Here is a 22,121-nt window from a genome sequence, read left to right as displayed (position 1 = left end):
TACCGGGTTCTTGTCAATCGAATTCCCAGGCCCGCTCGCCGTGGCTGGTTATGTCGAGGCCCTCGCGCTCCGCGTCTTCGCTGACACGCATCGGGAAGAGCATCGAGGCCATCAGGGCGAGAATGACCGAGGCGATCACCGACCAGACGATCGTGATCCCCACGCCGACAAGCTGCGCGAAGGTCTGCGCGACCATGTTCATGCCATCCGCGTAACCCACGCCGCCAAGGCTGGCGGACATGAAGATGCCCAGAAGGACAGAACCGAGCATGCCGCCGACGCCGTGGACGGCGAAGACGTCGAGCGAATCGTCGATCTTGAGCTTCTGCTTCACCAGCTGGATCGCGAAATAGCAGACGACGGCGCCCGCCGCGCCGAACACGATCGCAGCGCCGGGAGAGATGAAACCGGCGGCCGGCGTCACCGTGGCGAGGCCGGCGATCGCGCCGGTCGCGAAGCCGACGCTGGTGGGCTTGCCGACCATGATGCGTTCGACGAGTAACCAGACCATCGCGGCCGTGGCCGCAGCGGCATGGGTGGCGATGATGGCCGCGGCGGCATCGTCGTTTGCATGCAGGGCCGAACCGCCATTGAAACCGAACCAGCCGACCCACAACAGCGCGGCGCCGGCCATGGTGAGGGCAGGGCTGTGCGGCAGCATCAGCGTCTGCGGGAAACCCTTGCGCTTGCCGAGCATGATCGCAACCACCAGCGCGGAGACACCGGCGGTCGTGTGGATGACGATGCCGCCGGCCCAGTCGAGCGTGCCGACACCGGCGGACAGCCAGCCGCCGCCCCAGATCCAGTGGGTGACCGGGGCATAGACCACGAGGCTCCACAGCGCGCAGAAGGTGATCACCCAGCCAAAGCGGGCGCGGTCGACCCAGGCGCCGGCCATGAGCGCGGGGGTGATCGCGGCGAAGGTCATCTGGAACAGGACGAAGGCGCTTTCGGGCACGGTGGTGCTTGTGCGCACGTTGCCGAGCGTGATCAGCATCCACGCGTTGCCGCCGCCGAGCCAGCCGTTCGTCACATCGCCGAAGCTCAGCGTATAGCCGACCACGATCCAGACAAGCGATGCGACCGCTGCGATAGCGCCGCATTGCACGAGTACGGACAGGAAGTTCTTCGTCCGAACGAGGCCGCCGTAGAACAGCGAAAGGCCTGGCATCGCCATGAGCATGACAAGTGCGGAGCTGGCGAGCAGCCAGGCCGTGTCGCCGCTATTGGCGACATCGAGTTGCCCGTCCTGAGCGAAAGCCATACCCGGCATCAGTGCGAGTGCGGCTGCGAGTGCCAGCAGGCGCGGCTTGGTCATCGGCAATGTTCCCCCTTGGGGCCGCACCTTTGGCGCTGGCCCGGTGTTCCTCCTCGAGAGCCCTTAGAGCAGGAAATCGCTACTAGACAAGCGTTTGCCGGAATTGCGGGTTTGCCTTGCGGGGAACCGTTCAGGGCAGCTCGGGCAGGACCATGTCCGGCGGGCGGTGGCCGTCGACCCAGAAACGGATATTGGCGATGATCCGCTCGCCGGCCGCCCCGCGGCCTTCGTAGGTGGCGCTGCCGAGGTGCGGCATGGCGACGACGCCGGGCAGATTCAGCAGGCGCGGATCGACGTTCGGTTCGTGGGCGAAGACGTCGAGCCCGGCACCGGCAATCCGCCCCTCCGAAAGCGCCGCGATCAGAGCTTCCTCGTCGATGATCTGGCCGCGCCCGGTGTTCACGATGCAAGCGGTCGGCTTCATCAGCGCCAGTCGCCGCGCGTCGAACAGCTTCACCGTTTCGGGCCCGGCCGGGCAGTGCAGCGAGAGGATGTCCGCTTCGGCGGTGAGCGTGTCGAGATCGGGCTCGTAGCGGGCTGAGAACATGTTCTCGAGCGCGGCGGGTTGGCGATTGCGGTTGTGGTAGCGGATCTCCATGCCGAAGGCCCTGGCGCGATGCGCGACCGCCTGGCCGATCCGGCCCATGCCGACGATGCCCAGCGTCTTGCCCATCAGCGAGTGGCCGAGCATCTGCGACGGGCCCCATCCGGCCCACTTGCCTTCGCGCAGGATCTTTACGTTCTCGCTGAACCGCCGCGAGACGAGGATGATCAGCGCCAGCGTCAGGTCGGCGGTGTCGTCGGTGAAGACGCCGGGGGTGTTGGTGACGACGATCTTGCGGGCGCGCGCCGCAGCAAGGTCGATATGCTCGGTGCCGGCGCCGAAGCTGGCGATCAGGCCGAGCTTGTCACCGGCCTGCGCGATCAGGTCGGCATCGATCGAGTCGGTGACGGTGGGCACCAGCACGTCGCATTCGCGCATGGCGGCCGCCAGTTCTTCGCGGGTCATCGGCCTGTCGTCGGTATTGAGCGAAACGTCGAACAGCTCGGTCATGCGCGCTTCCACCTCGGGCAGAAGCTTTCGCGTGACCACCACCCGCGGGCGGGGCGGGTGAGGAGGGGCGGACGTGTCGCTAGCCGATACCATCATGGTTACCGGCTATGCCTTCCACAGGGGGGCGGTCAAGCAGCCTTGATGGCGCGATGTAGCGCGGAGTAAGGATCGGACATGAAACGCCATGCCTGGATTCTGCACCTGCTCGCGCTGTGCGCCCTTGCCGCGCCGGCCCGGGCCGATGACGACGACAAGGTCCCCTACTGGGCCTCCATCGATACGGATGTGGCCAACATGCGCGTGGGGCCGGGCAATACCTACAAGATCGAATGGGTCTATCGCCGGCTGCACCTGCCGGTGAAGATCATCCGCCGAGAGGGACCGTGGCGCCAGATCGAGGACCCGGCGGGGGACAAGGGCTGGATGCGCGACCTGCTGCTTTCGCGCCAGCGCTCGGCCATCGTCATCGGCGACGGGCTGGTCGAGATGCATGCCGAGGCCAGCGGTTCGTCGCCGATGCTCTGGCGCGTGGAGCCCGGAGTCGTGGGTCTGCTGGGCGAGTGCGACGGCGGGTGGTGCGGTTTCGATACCGACGGGCACAAGGGCTTCGTGCGCGAAGACGCCCTGTGGGGGGCGGGCGAGCCCTGATCCCTGCGCGCTCCGCGCAAACTTCTCTAACTTTGTCGACTCGCGCCATGGTGAGTCTTTGCGAAGGGCAGCGAATCCAAAGGCTTGGATCGTCGCTATTTTCGCACGTCGGACGGTGACGGGATTTACCGGTTCAAAGAGCGGGCACAGGAATGCCGCCCGCAATCTGTCCGACCGGAAGCGAGTAGGAAAATCGGAAGCGCATCCCGACTGCAAAAACCGTTGCGCGGTCATTCCGAATTCTATAATTCGATAGTTATAGAAATATCGGAGTGACGGATGGAAGCCGATTCGGTCATACGCGCCTTGTCCGCGCTGGCGCAGGAGCATCGACTCGCTGCGTACCGGTTGCTGGTGCAGGCGGGCGAGGGCGGCATTCCCGCCGGAGCGCTTGCCGAACAGCTCGATGTGCCGCCGTCTTCCATGAGCTTTCATCTCGCCCAGCTTGCCAACGCGGGCCTGGTCACACAGCGGCGCGAAAGCCGTTCGATCATCTATTCGGCAGACTATGCCGCGATGAACGGGGTGATGGGCTACCTCACCGAAAACTGCTGCGGCGGCGTGCCTTGCGGGGACTCGACCGCCTGCCTTCCCGATTCCCAAAGAAAGAGCGCCTGATGAAACGTTTCCATGTGCATGTCGGCGTGGCCGACCTCGACAAGTCGATCGCTTTCTATTCCAGCCTGTTCGGTGCCGAGCCCGCCGTCGTGAAGGCCGATTACGCGAAGTGGATGCTCGATGACCCGCGCATCAATTTCGCAATTTCCATGCGCGAGGATGCCGCCAAGGGGATCGAGCACCTCGGCGTTCAGGTCGAGGACAAGGCCGAACTCGCCCAGGTCTATGACCGGCTCGCCGCTGCCGACCGTCCGGTGCTGGAAGAGGGCGCGACGACCTGCTGCTATGCCAAGTCGGAAAAGAGCTGGATCGCCGATCCCGACGGGGTGGTCTGGGAAGCCTTCCTGACCGAAGGCGAAAGCATCACTTACGGCGGCAGCCCCGATTTCGACCGGCTTGCCTCGGCCAATGCTGCGCCCGATGCGTGCTGCGCGCCATCGGTGGTGCCGGCCAAGACGTCCTGCTGTTGAGGGCAGAAGAGGGGGCAGATCATGACCACGAAGACTGCTGAAATCGATGCCCGCGCGGCAGGACTGGGCCTGTTCGAGAAATGGCTCTCGGTCTGGGTCGGCACTGCGATTCTCGCCGGGATCGCGCTGGGCAATCTCATGCCGCAGCTTTTCGCGGCGCTGGCGGCTGTCGAGTACGCGTCGGTCAATCTCGTCGTTGCGGTGCTGATCTGGGCGATGATCTTCCCGATGATGGTCGCGGTCGATTTCGGTGCGGTGCGCCGGGTGGGCGACAAGCCCAAGGGCCTGATGATTACGCTGGTGGTGAACTGGCTGATCAAGCCCTTCACCATGGCTGCGATGGCGGTGCTGTTCTTCGAAGTGATATTCGCCGACCTGATCGCGCCTGCCGATGCCCAGCAGTACATCGCCGGCCTGATCCTGCTCGGCGCGGCGCCGTGTACCGCGATGGTCTTCGTGTGGTCGCAGCTCACGCGCGGCGATCCGGCCTATACGCTGGTGCAGGTGGCGGCGAACGACCTGATCATGATCGTCGCCTTCGCGCCCATCGTCGCGCTGCTGCTGGGCGTGACCGACATTGCCGTGCCGTGGGAGACGCTGCTGCTTTCGGTCGCGCTCTATGTCGTGGTGCCGCTGGGGGCAGGGGCCTTCGTGCGCCACCGCCTGCTGGCGAGCCACGGTGGGGATGAGCATGCCATCTCGGACTTCACCGGACGGATGAAGCCGCTTTCGATCATCGGGTTGCTGTTCACCGTGCTGCTGCTGTTCGGATTTCAGGCCGAGACCATCGTCTCGCGTCCGGTGCTGATCGCGCTGATTGCCGCGCCGATCATGATGCAGAGCTACGGGATCTTCTTCCTCGCCTATGGCGCGGCGAAGCTCTGGAAAGTGCCGCATGCGGTGGCGGCGCCCTGCGCGCTGATCGGGACATCGAACTTCTTCGAGCTTGCCGTTGCGGTGGCGATCGGCCTGTTCGGGCTTGGCAGCGGTGCGGCGCTGGCAACGGTTGTCGGTGTGCTGGTGGAGGTGCCGGTGATGTTGTCGCTGGTGGCCTTCGCGAACCGCACGCGGGGGAGCTTTCCGGAGGAGTGAGGTCTGAAAATGCCGTCATCCCAGCGAAGGCTGGGATCGTTGGCAAACTGGCTCCCGCCTCTCGTCATGCTGCATCGACACGAAATGCCGATGGCGATCCCAGCCTGCGCTGGGATGACGTATGAAGGTCAGGACGCTTCCGGCTCCCCCAAACGAAAACCCCCGCCGGTCAGGGCGGGGGTTTCCTGTTTCGCGTCAGGATAGCGGGATCACGGCATCTCGATCGCGACGGCCGTGGCTTCGCCGCCGCCGATGCACAGGCTGGCGACGCCCTTCTTCAGGCCCTTTTCCTTCATCGCGTTGATGAGGGTGACGATGATGCGGGTGCCCGAAGCGCCGATCGGGTGGCCCAGCGCGGTCGCGCCGCCGTGGATGTTCACCTTGTCGTGCGCGATGCCGAGGTCCTTCATCGCGAACATCGCGACGCAGGCGAAGGCCTCGTTGATCTCGAACAGGTCGACGTCGGAGAGCTTCCAGCCCACCTTGTCCATCAGCTTGGTGATCGCGCCGACCGGGGCCGTGGTGAACTTGCTGGGCTCCTGCGCATGGGCCGCGACGCCCACGACGGTGGCGATGGGCGTGAGGCCCTTGGCTTCGGCCACGCTCTTGCGGCTCAGCACCATGGCGGCGGCGCCGTCCGAGATCGAGCTGGAGCTGGCGGCGGTGATCGTGCCTTCCTTGGCGAAGGCGGCCTTCAGCGCGCGGATCTTTTCCGGGTTGCCCTTGGGCGGCTGCTCGTCGGTGTCGACGACGACTTCGCCCTTGCGGGTCTTCACGGTGACCGGAACGACTTCGTCCTTGAAGGCGCCCGAGTTGATCGCGTCGACGGCACGGCGCAGCGACTCGATGGCGTAGTCGTCCTGGCTTTCACGGGTGAGCTGGTATTCGTCTGCCGTGCACTGGGCGAACGAGCCCATCGAACCGCCGTCGTAGGCATCCTCGAGGCCGTCGAGGAACATGTGGTCGTAGAGCGTGTCATGACCGGCGCGGGCGCCGCCGCGGTGCTTCTTCGACAGGTACGGGGCATTGGTCATCGATTCCATGCCGCCGGCGATGACGACGTCGAGCGAACCGGCTGCGAGCGCCTCGGCGCCCATGATGACGGTCTGCATGCCCGAGCCGCAGACCTTGTTGACGGTCGTTGCCTGGACCGACTTGGGCAGGCCGGCCTTGAGCGCGGCCTGGCGGGCAGGGGCCTGGCCTAGGCCGGCGGGAAGCACGCAGCCCATGTAGATGCGCTCGATGTCGTCGCCGGCGACTCCGGCGCGCTCGACCGCGGCCTTGACGGCGGTGGCGCCGAGGTCGGTCGCCGCAACATCGGCAAGCGCGCCCTGGAGGCCGCCCATGGGCGTGCGGGCATAGGAGAGGATGACGATCGGATCGGAAGCCGAAATCTGGGCCATACGCGTGCCTTTCGAACTGGAAAATGTGACAGTTGTCGATCGGATAATGTTGCGATGCACCAAATGCAATGACTGAAACGGCACTATCGCCGCGGCATGTAACGCCGGCATTGCGATCGATCAGCGCCGGCGCATCCTGCCTGGCTCCACGGGTTGCCACGCTCCCAGCGGCCCGTGAACACCAAGCAACTTGGAGTCGAGATGGGGGCGGCGTCCCCCGATTGCCAGACCCGGACCGTGCCGGTTCGCGCAATATTTCGTTACAGGGGGCATGAGTCGCGGCGGAAACGCGTGCGGATCCCTGAAAGTCGGCGTTTCGGGGCGATCTCTTGTTGCAATGCAATGCGGATGGACGGATTAATCCACTCCGACACCTTGCGATGGTGCTGGGGCTGGCCTAAGAGCGCGCCCAACGACCGGGCGTGCCCCCCGTGGGACAAGTCCGGCAGCCGCACCCGGTATGAGGCCAGAGACCATTGACCGATCTGTCACAATACCTGCCGATCCTGATATTTCTGGTGATCGCTCTCCTTCTCTCGGCAGTGATCGTGTTCCTGCCGATCGGCGTCGCCCATCTGACCGGCACGCATCAGCCCAGCGCTGACAAGAACTCCGAATACGAGTGCGGCTTTCCTGCGTTCGAGGATCCGCGCAGCCAGTTCGACGTTCGCTTCTATCTGGTGGCGATCCTGTTCATCGTGTTCGACCTCGAGGCCGCGTTCCTGTTTCCCTGGGCCGTCTCGCTCGACATGACCGGCTGGGCCGGGTGGACGACGATGATGATTTTCCTCGGCGAACTGGCGATCGGCCTCGCCTATGCATGGAAGAAGGGAGCTCTGGACTGGGAATGAGCACTCTCGTGAATTCTGACGGCCAGCCTCTGGCCCGCGCCGCCCATCCGGGCCCCGGCGGTGAGATCATCCCGCCCGAGGAATCGTACTTCAAGGACCTCAACCAGGAAGTCTCGGACAAGGGTTTTCTCGTCACCTCGACCGAGGAACTGTTCCAGTGGGCCCGTACCGGCTCGCTGTGGTGGATGACCTTCGGCCTCGCCTGCTGCGCGGTCGAGATGATCCACGTCAACATGCCGCGCTACGACATGGAGCGCTTCGGCGCCGCGCCGCGCGCGTCTCCGCGCCAGTCGGACGTGATGATCGTGGCCGGTACGCTGTGCAACAAGATGGCCCCGGCGCTGCGCAAGGTCTACGACCAGATGTCGGAGCCCAAGTACGTCATCTCGATGGGCTCGTGCGCCAATGGCGGCGGCTACTATCACTACAGCTATTCGGTCGTGCGCGGCTGCGACCGCATCGTGCCGGTCGACATCTACGTGCCGGGCTGCCCGCCGACCGCCGAAGCGCTGCTCTACGGGGTGATGCAGCTTCAGCGGAAGATCCGCCGCATCGGTACGGTCGAAAGGTAAGAACCAGATGCCCGTTCTGCATTCCGCACCGAAGTTCGCATCGAATGAGGGCGTGATCGACACGTTGACCGGCGCGCTCGGCTCCATGCTGCTGTCCGCACGCGAGGAGCATGGCGAGATCGTGCTCACCGTCGCGCGCGCCCAGATCGAGAACGCGCTGCGCCTGCTGCGCGACGAGCACGGCTACCAGCAGCTGATGGAAATGGCCGGAGTCGACTACCCCTCGCGGGCGGAACGCTTCGAAGTCGTCTACATGCTGCTCTCGCTGACGAAGAACCATCGCCTGCTGGTGAAGGTGAACGCCGCCGAAAACACGCCGGTGCCGACCGCGACGAGGCTGTGGCCCAACGCGGGCTGGCTCGAACGCGAAGTGTTCGACATGTACGGGGTGATCTTCTCCGGCAATGCCGACCTGCGGCGCATCCTCACCGACTATGGTTTCGAGGGGCACCCGTTCCGCAAGGATTTCCCGCTCACCGGCTATCAGGAACTGCGCTATTCCGAAGAGGACAAGCGCGTCGTCTACGAACCGGTCAAGCTCGCGCAGGACTTCCGTACCTTCGATTTCATGAGCCCGTGGGAAGGCGCCGATTACGTGCTCCCGGGCGACGAGAAGGCAGCCGAGCAGGCCACGCCGCCGCCGGTGGAGAAGCCCAAGGTCACCGAGAAGAAGGGCGACAGCGGAGCCGGCGAGCCGACCAACGGCAAGGCCAGTGAAAAGGCCTCGAAGGGTTCTCCCGCCCACAAGACCACGGGTGAAAGCGAAAAGGATGCGCCCAAGCCGACGGAAAGCCGTCCGGACAAGGCGCCTCGGCAGGAATCGGCCCAGGACACCAAGGGCGCAACAGAACCCAAGGACACCAAGGAGGACGACAAGTGAGCATGCAGCTCGAAGAGTCCCCCACCACCGACGGCGAGATCGTTACCAACTACACGATCAACTTCGGTCCCCAGCATCCCGCCGCGCACGGCGTTCTGCGCATGGTCATGGAGCTTGACGGCGAAGTGATCGAGCGCGTCGATCCCCACGTCGGCCTGCTGCATCGCGGCACCGAAAAGCTGATAGAGCACAAGACCTACCTTCAGGCGCTCCCCTATTTCGACCGGCTCGACTACTGCTCGCCGCTCGCCATGGAGCACAGCTACGTTCTCGCCATCGAGAAGATGCTGAACCTCGAAGTGCCGCTGCGCGCCCAGTACCTGCGCGTGCTGTTCGCCGAGCTCACCCGCATCTGCAACCACATGCTCAACATCGGCAGCCACGTCATGGACGTGGGCGCGATGACGCCGAACCTGTGGCTGTTCGAGATCCGCGAGGACTGCCTCAACTTCTTCGAGCGCGCATCGGGCGCCCGCATGCACTCGGCCTGGTTCCGTCCCGGCGGCGTGCACCAGGACGTGCCGCTCAAGCTGCTCGCCGACATCGCCGAGTGGCTCGACACGCGCCTGCCGACGCTGTTCGAGGACGCCATGAGCCTCGTCGTCGACAACCGCATCTTCAAGCAGCGCAACGTCGACATCGCCGTGGTCTCGCGCGATGATGCGATTGCCTGGGGCTTCTCCGGCCCGATGATCCGCGCCGCGGGCATCCCCTGGGATATCCGCAAGAGCCAGCCCTACGACGTCTACGACCGCATGGACTTCGAGATCCCGGTCGGCACCAACTCGGACTGCTACGACCGCATGATGGTCCGCGTCGAGGAAGTGCGCCAGTCGGCGAAGATCATGAAGCAGTGCCTGGCGGAAATGCCCGAAGGGCCGATCAGTTCGGAAGACCGCAAGGTCGTGCCGCCCAAGCGCGCGGAGATGAAGAGCTCGATGGAATCGCTGATCCATCACTTCAAGCTCTACACCGAAGGGTTCCACGTCCCGGCGGGCGAAGTCTATGTCGCGACCGAAAGCCCCAAGGGCGAATTCGGCGTCTATCTCGTCTCGGACGGCACCAACAAGCCGTACCGCTGCAAGATCCGCCCGACCGCGTTCAGCCACCTTCAGGCGATGGATTTCATGTGCAAGGGGCACATGCTGCCGGACGCGACCGCCATTCTGGGCGCGATCGACGTCGTTTTCGGGGAGTGCGACCGTTGAACCTGTCGAACGTCGAAATGATCCGCGTCTGGGCGGCCGCCACCGGCCTGTTTCTCGTCGCGCTCTACTTCGGGGCGATGACGGTCGGCGTGGTGCCGTCGCCGACGATCGCGATGCTGGCGACCGCCATCGCCGGATTCGAAATTTTCTTTTTCGGCCAGGATCAGTGGCTGAAGCGCAGGGGTAAGCATGGCTGACCGCTATATCGAACCCGATACGCCCGAACTGCGGGCGCGTTGGGGCAATTTTGCCTGGACCGACGAGAACGCCGCCAAGGCGAAGGACATCGTCGCGCGTTATCCCGAAGGGCGCCAGCGCTCTGCGGTGATGCCGCTGCTCGACCTTGCCCAGCGCCAGGTCGGCGCCGAGCTCGACACGCAAGGCTGGCTGCCGATCCCGGTGATGGAATATGTCGCGGACTACCTCGACATGCCGATCATCCGCGTGGTCGAGGTCGCGACCTTCTACACGATGTACAACATCGCCCCGATCGGCCGCTTCCACGTGCAGGTCTGCGGCACGACGCCGTGCATGCTGCGCGGCTCGGACGACATCATGGCCGCCTGCAAGGCGCGCGGGATGCAGAAGGGGCACACTACCGAGGACGGCCTGTTCTCGCTCACCGAAGTCGAGTGCATGGGCAACTGTGCCTCCGCGCCGATGGTGCAGATCAACGACGACAACTACGAGGACCTTACCCCGGAGCGCCTCGATGCCGTGCTCGATGCCCTGGCCAGGGGCGAAACGCCCAAGGCGGGCACGCAGGAGCCTGGCCGTCACACCGTCGAGCCGCTCGGCGGACCGACCACTCTCAAGGAGATGGTTTCGGAAAATCACGATTACCGGGGGGAGTGGTGATGAAAGCCGGGATGCTTTTGATCTTGGCCGGCGTGATGTTCTTCGTTGCGGGTGCGCTGGGAATGGGCACTGGCAATTCCGCATTCGTCGCTTTCTTCGGCGTGGGCGCGGCCTTCGTCGCCATCGGCGCGGCGCAGAGTAAAAAGTCGATCAAGGGGTGCAACGATGCTCGCTGACAAGGACCGCATCTTCACCAACGTCTATGGCTACCAGTCGTGGCACCTGAAGGATGCACAGGCGCGTGGTGCCTGGGACGGCACCAAGGAAATCCTCGCCCGGGGCCGTGAGGCCATCGTCGAGGAAATCAAGGCTTCGGGCCTGCGTGGCCGCGGCGGTGCGGGCTTCCCCACCGGCATGAAGTGGTCCTTCATGCCCAAGCAGCCCCCGCTCGATGCCGCGGGCAATCCCAAGCCGAGCTTCCTGGTCATCAACGCCGACGAATCCGAGCCGGGCTCGTGCAAGGACCGCGAGATCATTCGCCACGATCCGCACATCCTGCTCGAAGGCGCGCTGGTCGCCGGCTTCGCGATGGGCGCGCGTGCGGCCTACATCTACATCCGCGGCGAATATATCCGCGAGGCCGAGACGCTCTTCGCGGCGCGCGACGAAGCCTACGCGGCCGGCCTGCTGGGCAAGAACGCCTGCGGGTCTGGCTATGATTTCGACGTCTTCGTCCACCGCGGCGCGGGCGCCTACATCTGCGGTGAAGAGACCGCGATGATCGAGAGCCTCGAAGGCAAGAAGGGCCAGCCCCGCCTCAAGCCGCCGTTCCCGGCCGGCGCTGGCCTCTATGGCTGCCCGACGACGGTCAACAACGTCGAATCGATCGCGGTTGCGCCTACGATCATGCGGCGCGGCGCGGCCTGGTTCGCCAGCTTCGGACGCGAGAACAACAAGGGCACCAAGCTCTTCCAGATCTCCGGCCACGTGAACAAGCCATGCGTCGTCGAAGAGGAAATGAGCATTCCCTTCAGCGAACTGATCGAGAAGCACTGCGGCGGTATCCGCGGCGGCAGGGACAACCTGCTCGCCGTGATCCCCGGCGGTTCCTCGGTTCCGCTGGTTCCGGCCGACCAGATCTGGGACGCGCCGATGGACTTCGACGGGCTCAAGGCGTTGGGCTCCGGCCTCGGCACTGCCGCCGTGATCGTCATGGACAAGTCCACCGACATCGTGCGCGCCATTTCGCGCCTGTCCTACTTCTACAAGCACGAGTCCTGCGGCCAGTGCACGCCGTGCCGCGAAGGTACGGGATGGATGTGGCGCGTGATGGAGCGCCTGCGCACCGGCGAAGCGCATGTCGAGGAAATCGACATGCTGCAGCAGGTCACCAAGCAGGTCGAAGGCCATACCATCTGCGCGCTGGGCGACGCTGCCGCCTGGCCGATCCAGGGCCTCATCCGCCACTTCCGTCCCGAGATCGAGCGCCGCATCGAAGAGCGCCTCGGCTCGCTGCAACAGGCTGCCGAATAATGCCAAAGGTCAAAGTCGACGGCGTCGAACTCGACGTCCCCAACGGCGCAACCGTGCTGCAGGCCTGCGAACTGGCCGGCAAGGAAATCCCGCGATTCTGCTATCACGAGCGGCTGTCGATCGCCGGCAACTGCCGCATGTGCCTGGTCGAGGTGAAGCCCGGACCGCCCAAGCCGCAGGCGAGCTGCGCGCTTCCGGCGACCGAGGGCCAGGAAATCCGCACCGACAGCGAAATGGTCAAGAAGGCCCGCGAAGGGGTGATGGAGTTCCTGCTCATCAACCACCCGCTCGATTGTCCGATCTGCGACCAGGGCGGCGAGTGCGACCTGCAGGACCAGGCCATGGCCTATGGTCGCGGCGGTTCGCGCTACCACGAGAACAAGCGCGCGGTCACCGAGAAGTACATGGGCCCGCTCATCAAGACGCAGATGACGCGCTGCATCCACTGCACCCGCTGCGTGCGCTTCTCCGAGGAGATCGCCGGCGTGGACGAGATCGGCGCGCTCTATCGCGGCGAGAACATGCAGATCACCACGTATCTGGAACATGCCGCCAAGCATGAGATGTCGGCCAACGTGATCGACCTCTGCCCGGTCGGCGCGCTGACCTCGCGGCCCTATGCCTACGAGGCGCGCCCGTGGGAGCTGAAGAAGACGCTCGGCATCGACGTGTCCGATGCGATCGGCTCCAACATCCGCATCGACAGCCGCGGCCGCGAAGTGCTGCGCGTACTCCCGCGCGTCAACGACGACGTCAACGAGGAGTGGATCAGCGACAAGGCGCGCTACATGGTCGACGGCCTTGTCCGCCGCCGCCTCGACAAGCCCTACCTGCGCCGCGACGGCAAGCTCGTCCCCGCAAGCTGGAACGAGGCGTTCGAGGCGATCGCGACGCTCAAGCCCGGCAAGTCGATTGCCGCCGTCGCCGGCGACATGCTCGATTGCGAAACGATGTTCGCGGCCAAGAAGCTGGTCGGCGCGCTCGGCTCCAGCCTGCTCGAAGGCCGCCAGACCGGCATGGACTACGATACGTCCAGTCTTGCCGCGGTGAACTTCAACACCACGCTTTCCGGCATCGAGACGGCCGACGCGATCCTGATCGTCGGCAGCAACGTGCGCGCCGAAGCGCCGCTGGTGAATGTCCGCCTGCGCAAGGCGGTGAAGCGCGGCGCCAAGGTCTTCCTGATCGGTCCCGAGTGGGATACCACCTTCGGCGGCGAGTTCCTCGGCGACGACCTTTCGAAGATCGGCGATCTGCCGAACCACGTGTGGGAAACGATCCGCGATGCCAAGCGCCCGGCGATCATCGTCGGCGGGGCAGGGTTGGGCCGTGGCGGCCTCGAGGCCGCGCTTTCGGTCGGCGAGCAGATCGGCATCGTGCGCGAGCTGGAAGACGGCACGAAGTGGAACGGCTTCAACGTCCTGCACATGGCGGCAAGCCGTATGGGCGGGCTGATGCTCGGCTACGCGCAGAAGGGCGGCCTGGCGGATATCGTCGCGGCCAAGCCCAAGGTGCTGCTCTCGCTCGGCGCCGACGAAGTGGACTACACCAGGTTCGCCGACTCGATGATCGTCTACATCGGGCATCATGGCGACAAGGGCGCCCATGCCGCCGACGTGATCCTGCCGGCCTCGGCCTACACCGAGAAGGCGGGCACTTACGTCAACACCGAAGGCCGTGTGCAATGGTCCGACAAGGCGGTGTTCGCACCGGGTGACGCGCGCGAGGACTGGACGATCCTGCGCGCGCTCGCCGATGCCTTCGGCGTCTCGGTCGGCTTCGACAGCTTCGAGGAATTGCGCGCGGCGATGATTTCCGAGGTTCCGGCCCTTGGCAGCGAAGGCCTGGCGGACTACGGGAGCGACCTGCCTGCCGGCGGCGGTTCCGCATCCGGCCAGATCGCCTACCCGGTCAAGGACTTCTACATGACCAATCCCATCGCTCGCGCCAGTGCGACCATGCAGCGCTGCTCGGCAGAACTGCTGCACGGCGAGGAGATTGCGGAGGCTGCGGAATAATGACGGCTTTCTTCCAATCGCTGGGCATGTCCTATGACTGGGCGTGGTTCGTCGCGACGGTCTGCGGCATCCTGCTGATCGCGCTGCCGCTGTTGCTTGGCGTGGCCATGATCATCTACGCCGACCGCAAGATCTGGGCGGCCATGGCGCTGCGCCGCGGCCCCAACGTCGTCGGCCCGTTCGGTCTGCTGCAGTCCTTCGCGGACGGCCTCAAGGTCTTCCTGCAGGAAACCATCATCCCCTCGGCCGCGAACAAGGGCATCTTCCTGATCGCGCCGATCGTGACCTTCACTGTCGCGCTCATGGCCTGGGCGGTGATCCCGTTCAATTCGGGCGCGGTGCTGGCGGACATCAACGTCGGCCTGCTCTACGTGCTCGCGATCTCGTCGCTGGGTGTCTACGGCACGATCATGGCGGGCTGGGCTTCGAACTCGAAGTACCCGTTCTTCTCGGCCATGCGCGCCTCGGCGCAGATGATCTCGTACGAAGTCTCGATCGGCTTTATCCTGATCTGCGTGGTCCTGTGGGCGGGCACGTTCAACATGAACGACATCGTCAAGGCGCAGGAAGGCCACGTCCTCGGCATCTTCAACGGCTTCGTGTTCAACCCGCTGCTGTTCCCGATGTGGGTGATGTTCCTCATCTCCTCGCTGGCCGAGACGCAGCGCGCGCCGTTCGACCTTACCGAGGCGGAATCGGAACTCGTCGCCGGGTACCAGACCGAATATTCGTCGATGGCCTTCGCCGCCTACTGGCTGGGTGAATACGCCAACGTGCTGCTGATGTGCGCGCTCAACACGACGCTGTTCTTCGGTGGTTGGCTGCCGCCGCTCGACATTCCGTTCCTCTACGTGGTGCCGGGCTTCGTGTGGTTCCTGCTCAAGGTCCTGTTCTTCTTCTTCGTCTTCTCCTGGGTGAAGGCGACTGTCCCGCGCTACCGCTATGACCAGCTGATGCGTCTGGGCTGGAAAGTCTTCCTGCCCGTATCGCTTGGCTTCGTCGTGCTGGTCTCGGGCTACCTGATGCTTACGAGGTATGCAGTATGAGCGTCGCTCAACTCGTAAAATCCTTCACGCTCTACGAGTTCGTGAAGGCGCACTGGCTGACCTTGAAGTACTTCTTCAAGCCCAAGGCGACGATCAACTATCCGTTCGAGAAGAACCCGCTCTCGCCCCGCTTCCGCGGCGAACACGCGCTGCGTCGCTATCCCAACGGTGAAGAGCGCTGCATCGCCTGCAAGCTGTGCGAGGCGGTCTGCCCGGCGCAGGCGATCACCATCGAGGCGGCGCCGCGCGAGGACGGCTCGCGCCGCACCACGCGCTACGACATCGACATGACGAAATGCATCTACTGCGGCTTCTGCCAGGAAGCATGCCCGGTGGACGCGATCGTCGAGGGGCCGAACTTCGAATATGCGACCGAAACGCGCGAAGAACTGCTCTATGACAAGGCTAAGCTGCTGGCGAACGGGGACAAGTGGGAGCGGGCGATTGCCGCGAACCTTGAAGCCGACGCGCCGTATCGGTAGGGGGCGCTCGGGGTCATGATTCACGTTATCGCCTTTTACCTGTTCGCCGTGATGACCATCGCGTCCGGCGCCATCACCATCCTCTCGCGTAATCCGGTGCACTCGGTGCTCTGGCTGATCCTGGCGTTCTTCAATGCCGCGGGCCTGATGGTTCTGGCGGGCGCCGAATTCATCGCGATGCTGCTGGTCATCGTCTATGTCGGCGCGGTCGCGGTGCTGTTCCTGTTCGTCGTCATGATGCTCGATATCGACTTCGCCGAACTGCGCGCCGGTTTCGTCAAGTACTTCCCGTTCGGGGCGCTCGTCGCACTCGTGCTGCTGGCCGAGATCGTGCTCGGCGTCGGCGCCTACAAGGCCGGTGCCATCCAGCTGGGTACGCCCGACGGCACCGCCGCCACGCCCGTTGGCATGACCAATATCCAGGCCATCGGCGCGCTGCTCTACAGCCGCTACCTGTTCCTGTTCGAAGCGGCGGGCATCATCCTGCTGGTGGCCATGATCGGCGCCATCGTGTTGACCCACCGCCAGCGTGGCGACGTGCGCGGCCAGAAGATCGGCAAGCAGGTCTCGCGCCGTCCCGGCGACGCGACCGTCAACGTCAAGCCGGAAATCGGCAAGGGGGTTTCGCTGTGATCGGTGTCGAACACTATGTCGTGGTGAGCTCGATCCTCTTCGTGCTCGGCGTCCTCGGCATCTTCCTCAACCGCAAGAACGTGATCGTTCTCCTGATGGCGATCGAACTCATCCTGCTTGCGGTGAATCTCAACCTCGTGGCGTTCAGCGCCTTCCTGGGCGACCTGACCGGACAGATCTTCGCGATGTTCGTGCTCACGGTGGCCGCCGGCGAGGCAGCAGTGGGGCTTGCCATCCTCGTGATCTACTTCCGTGGCCGCGGCTCCATTGCCGTCGACGACGTCAACCGGATGAAGGGATAAGGCCTTGTCCATCCTGCTCATCGTCTTCCTGCCGCTGCTGGCAGCGATCATCGCCGGGCTCGGCAACAAGCAGCTCGGAAACGTTCCGGCCAAGGTCATCACGACCGGGGCGCTGTTCATCGCCTGCGGGCTGTCCTGGCCGGTCTTCCTCGGCTTCCTGAGCGGAAACGCTGAAGCGACCGTGGTTCCGGTGCTGAAGTGGGTAGCCTCGGGCACGCTCACCTTCGACTGGGCGCTGCGTGTCGACACGCTGACGGCGGTCATGCTCGTCGTCGTGACCTCGGTCTCGGCGCTCGTGCACCTCTATTCGTGGGGGTACATGGAGGAAGACCCGGATCAGCCGCGCTTCTTCGCGTACCTGTCGCTGTTCACCTTTGCCATGCTCATGCTGGTGACGGCCGACAACCTGGTGCAGATGTTCTTCGGTTGGGAAGGCGTGGGCCTGGCCTCGTACCTCCTGATCGGCTTCTGGTTCCGCAAGCCCTCGGCCAATGCTGCCGCAATCAAGGCCTTCGTGGTCAACCGCGTGGGCGACCTCGGCTTCATGCTCGGCATCTTCGGCACCTTCATGGTGTTCGGCACCGTCTCGATCCCCGAGATCCTCGCGGCTGCACCCGGCATGGCCGGTTCGACCATCGGCTTCCTCGGCATGCGCTTCGAGACGATGACGATCCTGTGCCTGCTGCTGTTCATCGGCGCTATGGGCAAGTCGGCGCAGCTCGGCCTGCACACCTGGCTTCCCGACGCGATGGAAGGCCCGACCCCGGTTTCGGCGCTGATCCACGCCGCGACCATGGTTACCGCCGGCGTCTTCATGGTCTGCCGCCTCTCGCCGATGTTCGAGGTAAGCCCGACGGCGATGGCCTTCGTGACCTTCATCGGCGCCGCGACCTGCTTCTTCGCCGCGACCATCGGCTGTACCCAGTGGGACATCAAGCGCGTCATCGCGTACTCGACCTGCTCGCAGCTCGGCTACATGTTCTTCGCCGCCGGCGTGGGCGCGTTCGGCTCGGCCATGTTCCACCTGTTCACGCACGCCTTCTTCAAGGCGCTGCTGTTCCTCGGTGCCGGCTCGGTCATCCATGCGATGCACCACGAGCAGGACATGCGCTTCTACGGCAACCTGCGTAAGCACATCCCGATCACCTTCTGGGCCATGACGGCGGGCACGCTCGCCATCACCGGCGTGGGCGTTTTCGGTGTCGGTTTCGCCGGCTTCCACTCGAAGGACTCGATCCTCGAGGCGGCCTATGCCAGCGGGACCTCGATGGGCAACTTCGCCTTCTGGATGGGCATTCTCGCCGCGCTGATGACCAGCTTCTATTCCTGGCGTCTCGTGTTCCTGACCTTCTTCGGCAAGCCGCGCTGGGCGGGTTCCGAGCATGTCCAGCATGCCGTTCACGGCGATCACCACGATCACCCGGACGAGGAACACTCGGGCGAGGATACCGGCCACCACTCCTCGGAAGGCGCCGATGCGCACGAGGGAACGGCCGGCTATCATCCGCACGAGAGCCCTTGGGTCATGCTGGTGCCGCTGGTGCTGCTTTCCATGGGCGCGGTCTTTGCCGGCTTCGTCTTCCAGCATGCCTTCGTGTCCGATGGCTCTGGCGAATTCTGGAAGGGCGCCCTGGTGTTCCACGAACACCTCATCCACGCGATGCATGCCCTGCCTGAACTGATCAAGTGGACGCCGTTCATCGTCATGATCATCGGCCTTGCGCTCGCCTGGTACGGGTACATCAGGAATACCAGCTTCCCGGCGGCCGCCGCCGAACAGCTCGGGCCGGTCTACACCTTCGTGTACCGCAAGTGGATGTTCGACGAGCTGTACCACTACATGTTCGTGGTGCCGGCCTTCTGGATCGGACGGGTGTTCTGGAAGATCCTCGATATCGGCGTCATCGACCGTTTCGGTCCCGACGGCGCCGCCTGGGCCGTGGCCAAGGGGTCCACTTACGCGCAGAAGGTCCAGTCGGGCTATCTGTACAGCTATGCTCTCATAATGCTGCTGGGCCTTGTCGGCGCCATCAGCTGGGTGATCGCGGGATGATCGCGGGTAATGCACACGTTCCGTTCGGTTCGAGCAAAGTCGAGAACCGTGCGCGCAACACCGTGTCTCGACTTCGCTCGACACGAACGGGGATGAAAATGCTGAATACGAAGGGGAGCAAGTGATGGGAGGCTTTCCGATCCTTTCCCTGATGTTGCTGGTGCCGCTTGCGGCAGCAGTGGCGTGCCTGTTCCTCGACGCGAAAGCGGCGCGCAATCTTGCGCTGATCGCAACGCTCGTCGATCTGCTGCTCGGCATTGTGCTGTGGCAGAATTTCGACGTCGGCGGCGCGCAGTGGCAGTTCACCGAGCGCGTGGAACTGTTCTCCGGCTTCTCCTACGCGCTGGGCATCGACGGCATTGCCCTGCTGTTGATCGAGCTTTCGGTGTTCCTCATGCCGATCTGCATCGGTGCGAGCTGGAAGTCGATCGACAAGCGCGTCGGCGAATACATGGGCGCGTTCCTGCTCATGGAAACGCTGATGATCGGCGTGTTCGCCGCACAGGACATCTTCCTGTTCTACATGTTCTTCGAAGCCGGCCTGATCCCGATGTACCTGATCATCGGCATCTGGGGCGGGCAGGACCGCATCTACGCGGCCTACAAGTTCTTCCTCTACACGCTGCTCGGCTCGGTGCTGATGCTGGTCGCCATGCTCTACATGGTCAACGTGGCCGGCACGACCGACATCCCGACGCTGATGGTCTACGACTTCGATCCTTCGGTCCAGACCTGGCTGTGGCTGGCCTTCTTCGCCAGCTTCGCGGTGAAGATGCCGATGTGGCCCGTCCACACCTGGCTTCCCGCCGCCCACGTCCAGGCGCCGACTGCCGGTTCGGTGATCCTGGCCGGCGTGCTGCTGAAAATGGGCGGCTACGGCTTCATCCGCTTCTCGCTGCCGATGTTCCCGGAAGCTTCCTCGACTTTCGCGTCGCTGATCTGGGGCCTGTCGATGGCCGCCGTCGTGATCACCTCGCTGATCGCGCTCGTCCAGCACGACATGAAGAAGCTGATCGCCTATTCCTCGGTCGCCCACATGGCGATCGTGACCATCGGCCTGTTCGCCTTCAACCAGCAGGGTCTCGAAGGCTCGATGCTGATGATGCTCAGCCACGGTCTCGTCTCGGGTGCGCTGTTCCTCAGCGTCGGCATCATCTACGATCGCCTCCACACCCGCGAGATCGACCGTTACGGTGGCCTCTCGATCAACATGCCGCGCTACGCGCTGTTCTTCCTGCTGTTCACGATGGCCTCGATCGGTCTTCCGGGCACCAGCGGTTTCGTCGGCGAGTTCCTGAGCCTCGCGGGTATCTACGAGGTCTCGACCTGGACCACGCTGGTCTGCGCCACCGGCATCATCCTGGGCGCGGCCTACATGCTCTATCTCTATCGCCGGGTTGCCTTCGGCGAACAGAAGAACGCCGATGCCGCCGCCATGGCCGACCTCGACGTCCGCGAATACCTGATGGTCGTTCCACTGGCGCTCGCGGTGCTGTGGATGGGCATCTACCCCGAGAGCTTCATTGCTCCGATGCGCGACGATATCGCCGCGCTGGAAGCCCGGATCGCCCGTGCGGCGCCGGAAGGGGACAGCAAGGTGGCCATGGGGGCCGCCACCAGCAAAGAAACGCCTGCGCACGAAGAAACAGCTGCGCATGAGGGGGCACACTGATGGACTGGTCGCAGTCGCTGCGCCTGATCGCGCCGGAAGAAACGCTTAGCATTGCGGGCCTGGTCCTGCTGCTCGTCGCCGCCTGGGGCGGGGACAAGGCAAGCCGTCTTATCTCGATCCTTGCGGTTGCCGCTCTCGTTGCGGCCAGCGCGCTCGTCGCGCCCGCGCTGTGCGGCGGGGCGATGGGACCGGACACCTCGGCCTTCTTCGGGCAGTTCTATGCCGATGCCTTCGCCAGCTATGCCAAGATCCTGATCTACATCTCGGCCGCCGCCACGCTGGTGATCGCACCTGCCTTCTTCGAGCGCTACAACGCGATGCGCGCCGAATTCCCGGTGCTGGTGATCTTCGCCGCGCTGGGCATGGGGATCATGGTTTCGGCCGGCGATCTCATCACGCTCTACATCGGCCTCGAGATGAACTCGCTCGCCGCATACGTGCTGGCCGCGTTCCTGCGCAACGACGGGCGCTCGGACGAAGCGGGCCTCAAGTACTTCGTGCTGGGCGCGCTGGCCTCGGGCATCCTGCTGTTCGGCATGAGCCTGACCTACGGCTTTACCGGCACGACTTCGTTCTCCGGCATCAATGCCGCGCTGGCGGGCGGTCTGTCGAACGGCGCGCTGTTCGGCATCGTCTTCATGCTCGCCGGACTCGCCTTCAAGATCAGTGCCGTTCCGTTCCACATGTGGACGCCCGACGTCTACGAAGGCGCGCCGACGCCGGTGACGACCTTCTTCGCCACCGCGCCGAAGGTTGCCGCGCTCGGCCTCACCATGCGCGTCATGCTCGACGCCTTCGGCGAACAGGCCGCCGCGTGGCAGCAGATCGTGCTGTTCGTGTCGCTCGCCTCGATCGTGGTCGGTGCCCTCGGCGCCATCGGTCAGAGCAACATCAAGCGTCTGATGGCCTATTCGTCGATCAACAACGTCGGCTTTATCCTCGTCGGTCTCGCCGTGGCGACTCCCGAGGGCGCATCGGCGATGCTGTTCTACCTGGCCATCTACGTGGCGATGTCGCTGGGCGGCTTCGTGGCGATCCTGATGCTCAAGGACGAGAACGGCAATTACGTCGAGGAGATCGCGAAACTCGCCGGTCTGTCGCGTACCCGGCCCGCGCTCGCGCTGGGCATCGCCATGGTCATGTTCAGCCTTGCCGGTATCCCGCCGCTGTTCGGTTTCTGGGGCAAGTTCCTGGTGTTCAAGGCGGCCGTCGATGGCGGGATGATCGCGCTCGCGGCACTCGGTTTCGCAGCCTCGGTGATCGGCGCCTTCTACTACCTCAAGGTCGTGAAGATCATCTACTTCGACGAACCTGCCGACGTGGTGAAGGGCGAAAGCGATATCTGGCACAAGCTGATCCTTCTCGTCTCCTGCGTGGTGATCTCGCCGCTGGGCTTCCTGCTGACGAAGTGGCTGGGTTCGCTGACCGACGCAGCGGCCCTGGCCCTGTTCCATGCGCTCTGATCCGATC

The 22,121-nt window shown here is 64.4% G+C and carries 23 protein-coding genes; 20 read left to right on the top strand and 3 right to left on the bottom strand.

What is annotated here, in order from left to right; translation table 11 throughout:
• Positions 1 to 13 precede the first annotated feature (13 nt).
• Positions 14 to 1,318 carry an ammonium transporter gene (locus LK12_RS12495; protein WP_039284156.1) on the bottom strand — a complete coding sequence of 435 codons (1,305 nt, stop codon included), beginning with the start codon at positions 1,316 to 1,318 and terminating at the stop codon, positions 14 to 16.
• A gap of 130 nt (positions 1,319 to 1,448) precedes the next feature.
• On the bottom strand, positions 1,449 to 2,465 hold the full coding sequence (locus tag LK12_RS12490; RefSeq protein ID WP_039285278.1) for a 2-hydroxyacid dehydrogenase: 1,017 nt from the start codon (positions 2,463 to 2,465) through the stop codon (positions 1,449 to 1,451).
• Between the two features lie 81 nt (positions 2,466 to 2,546).
• Between LK12_RS12490 and LK12_RS12485 the strand changes: the two genes are divergently transcribed.
• The 4 genes from LK12_RS12485 to arsB all read left to right on the top strand — a co-directional run bounded on the left by LK12_RS12485 (position 2,547) and on the right by arsB (position 5,200).
• Positions 2,547 to 3,020, top strand: coding sequence for an SH3 domain-containing protein (locus tag LK12_RS12485; RefSeq protein WP_039284154.1), 474 nt, complete (start codon positions 2,547 to 2,549; stop codon positions 3,018 to 3,020).
• 279 nt (positions 3,021 to 3,299) lie between these two features.
• Complete coding sequence (locus tag LK12_RS12480; protein WP_039284151.1) at positions 3,300 to 3,638, top strand: ArsR/SmtB family transcription factor; 339 nt, start codon at positions 3,300 to 3,302, stop codon at positions 3,636 to 3,638.
• Positions 3,638 to 4,108 carry an ArsI/CadI family heavy metal resistance metalloenzyme gene (locus LK12_RS12475; protein ID WP_039284149.1) on the top strand — a complete coding sequence of 157 codons (471 nt, stop codon included), beginning with the start codon at positions 3,638 to 3,640 and terminating at the stop codon, positions 4,106 to 4,108. The genes LK12_RS12480 and LK12_RS12475 overlap by 1 nt, the downstream gene beginning before the upstream one ends.
• Before the next feature lie 21 nt (positions 4,109 to 4,129).
• A complete protein-coding gene (arsB, locus tag LK12_RS12470) occupies positions 4,130 to 5,200 on the top strand; it encodes an ACR3 family arsenite efflux transporter (protein WP_039284147.1) in 1,071 nt (356 codons plus the stop codon).
• 209 nt (positions 5,201 to 5,409) lie between these two features.
• Here the strand turns inward: arsB and LK12_RS12465 are convergent, their stop codons facing one another.
• Entirely contained in the window at positions 5,410 to 6,603 is a 1,194-nt protein-coding gene (locus tag LK12_RS12465) for a thiolase family protein (protein WP_039284145.1), read from the bottom strand.
• A 476-nt stretch (positions 6,604 to 7,079) separates the two neighbouring features.
• On the opposite strand from LK12_RS12465, the gene ndhC reads away from it, so the two are divergent.
• The 16 genes from ndhC to nuoN all read left to right on the top strand — a co-directional run bounded on the left by ndhC (position 7,080) and on the right by nuoN (position 22,114).
• Positions 7,080 to 7,454, top strand: a complete 375-nt coding sequence (gene ndhC, locus LK12_RS12460) for an NADH-quinone oxidoreductase subunit A (RefSeq protein WP_039284142.1) — start codon at positions 7,080 to 7,082, stop codon at positions 7,452 to 7,454.
• A complete protein-coding gene (locus tag LK12_RS12455) occupies positions 7,451 to 8,026 on the top strand; it encodes a NuoB/complex I 20 kDa subunit family protein (RefSeq protein WP_052223363.1) in 576 nt (191 codons plus the stop codon). The genes ndhC and LK12_RS12455 overlap by 4 nt, the downstream gene beginning before the upstream one ends.
• A 7-nt stretch (positions 8,027 to 8,033) precedes the next feature.
• Entirely contained in the window at positions 8,034 to 8,906 is an 873-nt protein-coding gene (locus LK12_RS12450) for an NADH-quinone oxidoreductase subunit C (protein WP_039284139.1), read from the top strand.
• Between the two features lie 2 nt (positions 8,907 to 8,908).
• A complete protein-coding gene (locus LK12_RS12445; protein ID WP_197063531.1) occupies positions 8,909 to 10,114 on the top strand; it encodes an NADH-quinone oxidoreductase subunit D in 1,206 nt (401 codons plus the stop codon).
• A complete protein-coding gene (locus LK12_RS12440; protein ID WP_231568338.1) occupies positions 10,111 to 10,311 on the top strand; it encodes a hypothetical protein in 201 nt (66 codons plus the stop codon). The genes LK12_RS12445 and LK12_RS12440 overlap by 4 nt, the downstream gene beginning before the upstream one ends.
• On the top strand, positions 10,304 to 10,972 hold the full coding sequence (gene nuoE / locus LK12_RS12435) for an NADH-quinone oxidoreductase subunit NuoE (RefSeq protein ID WP_039284134.1): 669 nt from the start codon (positions 10,304 to 10,306) through the stop codon (positions 10,970 to 10,972). The genes LK12_RS12440 and nuoE overlap by 8 nt, the downstream gene beginning before the upstream one ends.
• Positions 10,973 to 10,983: 11 nt before the next feature.
• Positions 10,984 to 11,148 (top strand): hypothetical protein, encoded by a 165-nt coding sequence (locus LK12_RS24655; protein WP_156135469.1) that lies wholly within the window; start codon positions 10,984 to 10,986, stop codon positions 11,146 to 11,148.
• The gene (nuoF, locus tag LK12_RS12430; RefSeq protein ID WP_039284131.1) at positions 11,138 to 12,445 is read left to right on the top strand and encodes an NADH-quinone oxidoreductase subunit NuoF; all 1,308 of its coding nucleotides are present in this window, start codon (positions 11,138 to 11,140) and stop codon (positions 12,443 to 12,445) included. The genes LK12_RS24655 and nuoF overlap by 11 nt, the downstream gene beginning before the upstream one ends.
• Positions 12,445 to 14,463: an NADH-quinone oxidoreductase subunit NuoG gene (nuoG, locus tag LK12_RS12425; RefSeq protein ID WP_039284127.1), complete on the top strand. Its 2,019-nt coding sequence runs from the start codon at positions 12,445 to 12,447 to the stop codon at positions 14,461 to 14,463. The genes nuoF and nuoG overlap by 1 nt, the downstream gene beginning before the upstream one ends.
• Entirely contained in the window at positions 14,463 to 15,509 is a 1,047-nt protein-coding gene (gene nuoH, locus LK12_RS12420) for an NADH-quinone oxidoreductase subunit NuoH (protein ID WP_039284124.1), read from the top strand. Before nuoG ends, nuoH begins: the two co-directional genes overlap by 1 nt.
• Entirely contained in the window at positions 15,506 to 15,991 is a 486-nt protein-coding gene (gene nuoI, locus LK12_RS12415) for an NADH-quinone oxidoreductase subunit NuoI (RefSeq protein WP_039284120.1), read from the top strand. Before nuoH ends, nuoI begins: the two co-directional genes overlap by 4 nt.
• 15 nt (positions 15,992 to 16,006) lie before the next feature.
• Positions 16,007 to 16,624, top strand: a complete 618-nt coding sequence (locus LK12_RS12410; RefSeq protein WP_039284116.1) for an NADH-quinone oxidoreductase subunit J — start codon at positions 16,007 to 16,009, stop codon at positions 16,622 to 16,624.
• Positions 16,621 to 16,926: an NADH-quinone oxidoreductase subunit NuoK gene (nuoK, locus tag LK12_RS12405; RefSeq protein ID WP_039284112.1), complete on the top strand. Its 306-nt coding sequence runs from the start codon at positions 16,621 to 16,623 to the stop codon at positions 16,924 to 16,926. The genes LK12_RS12410 and nuoK overlap by 4 nt, the downstream gene beginning before the upstream one ends.
• 4 nt (positions 16,927 to 16,930) lie before the next feature.
• On the top strand, positions 16,931 to 18,979 hold the full coding sequence (gene nuoL, locus LK12_RS12400; RefSeq protein ID WP_039284109.1) for an NADH-quinone oxidoreductase subunit L: 2,049 nt from the start codon (positions 16,931 to 16,933) through the stop codon (positions 18,977 to 18,979).
• Positions 18,980 to 19,103: 124 nt separating this feature from the next.
• Complete coding sequence (locus tag LK12_RS12395) at positions 19,104 to 20,651, top strand: NADH-quinone oxidoreductase subunit M (RefSeq protein WP_039284106.1); 1,548 nt, start codon at positions 19,104 to 19,106, stop codon at positions 20,649 to 20,651.
• Positions 20,651 to 22,114, top strand: a complete 1,464-nt coding sequence (gene nuoN, locus LK12_RS12390; RefSeq protein ID WP_039284104.1) for an NADH-quinone oxidoreductase subunit NuoN — start codon at positions 20,651 to 20,653, stop codon at positions 22,112 to 22,114. Before LK12_RS12395 ends, nuoN begins: the two co-directional genes overlap by 1 nt.
• Positions 22,115 to 22,121: the final 7 nt, after the last annotated feature.

The organism is Novosphingobium malaysiense (genome assembly GCF_000802225.1).
In the GTDB taxonomy this organism is placed as follows: domain Bacteria; phylum Pseudomonadota; class Alphaproteobacteria; order Sphingomonadales; family Sphingomonadaceae; genus Novosphingobium; species Novosphingobium malaysiense.
The sequence above is the reverse complement of the archived record's forward strand: the minus strand, read 5'-3'. Positions and strand labels throughout refer to the sequence as shown.

Bases quoted from the DNA above. Each gene is read 5' to 3' on its own strand.
- LK12_RS12495 (WP_039284156.1), bottom strand. From the start codon at position 1,318: ATGACCAAGCCGCGCCTGCTGGCACTCGCAGCCGCACTCGCACTGATG.
- LK12_RS12490 (WP_039285278.1), bottom strand. From the start codon at position 2,465: ATGGTATCGGCTAGCGACACGTCCGCCCCTCCTCACCCGCCCCGCCCG.
- LK12_RS12485 (WP_039284154.1), top strand. From the start codon at position 2,547: ATGAAACGCCATGCCTGGATTCTGCACCTGCTCGCGCTGTGCGCCCTT.
- LK12_RS12480 (WP_039284151.1), top strand. From the start codon at position 3,300: ATGGAAGCCGATTCGGTCATACGCGCCTTGTCCGCGCTGGCGCAGGAG.
- LK12_RS12475 (WP_039284149.1), top strand. From the start codon at position 3,638: ATGAAACGTTTCCATGTGCATGTCGGCGTGGCCGACCTCGACAAGTCG.
- arsB (WP_039284147.1), top strand. From the start codon at position 4,130: ATGACCACGAAGACTGCTGAAATCGATGCCCGCGCGGCAGGACTGGGC.
- LK12_RS12465 (WP_039284145.1), bottom strand. From the start codon at position 6,603: ATGGCCCAGATTTCGGCTTCCGATCCGATCGTCATCCTCTCCTATGCC.
- LK12_RS12455 (WP_052223363.1), top strand. From the start codon at position 7,451: ATGAGCACTCTCGTGAATTCTGACGGCCAGCCTCTGGCCCGCGCCGCC.
- LK12_RS12450 (WP_039284139.1), top strand. From the start codon at position 8,034: ATGCCCGTTCTGCATTCCGCACCGAAGTTCGCATCGAATGAGGGCGTG.
- LK12_RS12445 (WP_197063531.1), top strand. From the start codon at position 8,909: ATGCAGCTCGAAGAGTCCCCCACCACCGACGGCGAGATCGTTACCAAC.
- nuoE (WP_039284134.1), top strand. From the start codon at position 10,304: ATGGCTGACCGCTATATCGAACCCGATACGCCCGAACTGCGGGCGCGT.
- LK12_RS24655 (WP_156135469.1), top strand. From the start codon at position 10,984: ATGCTTTTGATCTTGGCCGGCGTGATGTTCTTCGTTGCGGGTGCGCTG.
- nuoF (WP_039284131.1), top strand. From the start codon at position 11,138: ATGCTCGCTGACAAGGACCGCATCTTCACCAACGTCTATGGCTACCAG.
- nuoG (WP_039284127.1), top strand. From the start codon at position 12,445: ATGCCAAAGGTCAAAGTCGACGGCGTCGAACTCGACGTCCCCAACGGC.
- nuoH (WP_039284124.1), top strand. From the start codon at position 14,463: ATGACGGCTTTCTTCCAATCGCTGGGCATGTCCTATGACTGGGCGTGG.
- nuoI (WP_039284120.1), top strand. From the start codon at position 15,506: ATGAGCGTCGCTCAACTCGTAAAATCCTTCACGCTCTACGAGTTCGTG.
- LK12_RS12410 (WP_039284116.1), top strand. From the start codon at position 16,007: ATGATTCACGTTATCGCCTTTTACCTGTTCGCCGTGATGACCATCGCG.
- LK12_RS12395 (WP_039284106.1), top strand. From the start codon at position 19,104: ATGGGAGGCTTTCCGATCCTTTCCCTGATGTTGCTGGTGCCGCTTGCG.
- nuoN (WP_039284104.1), top strand. From the start codon at position 20,651: ATGGACTGGTCGCAGTCGCTGCGCCTGATCGCGCCGGAAGAAACGCTT.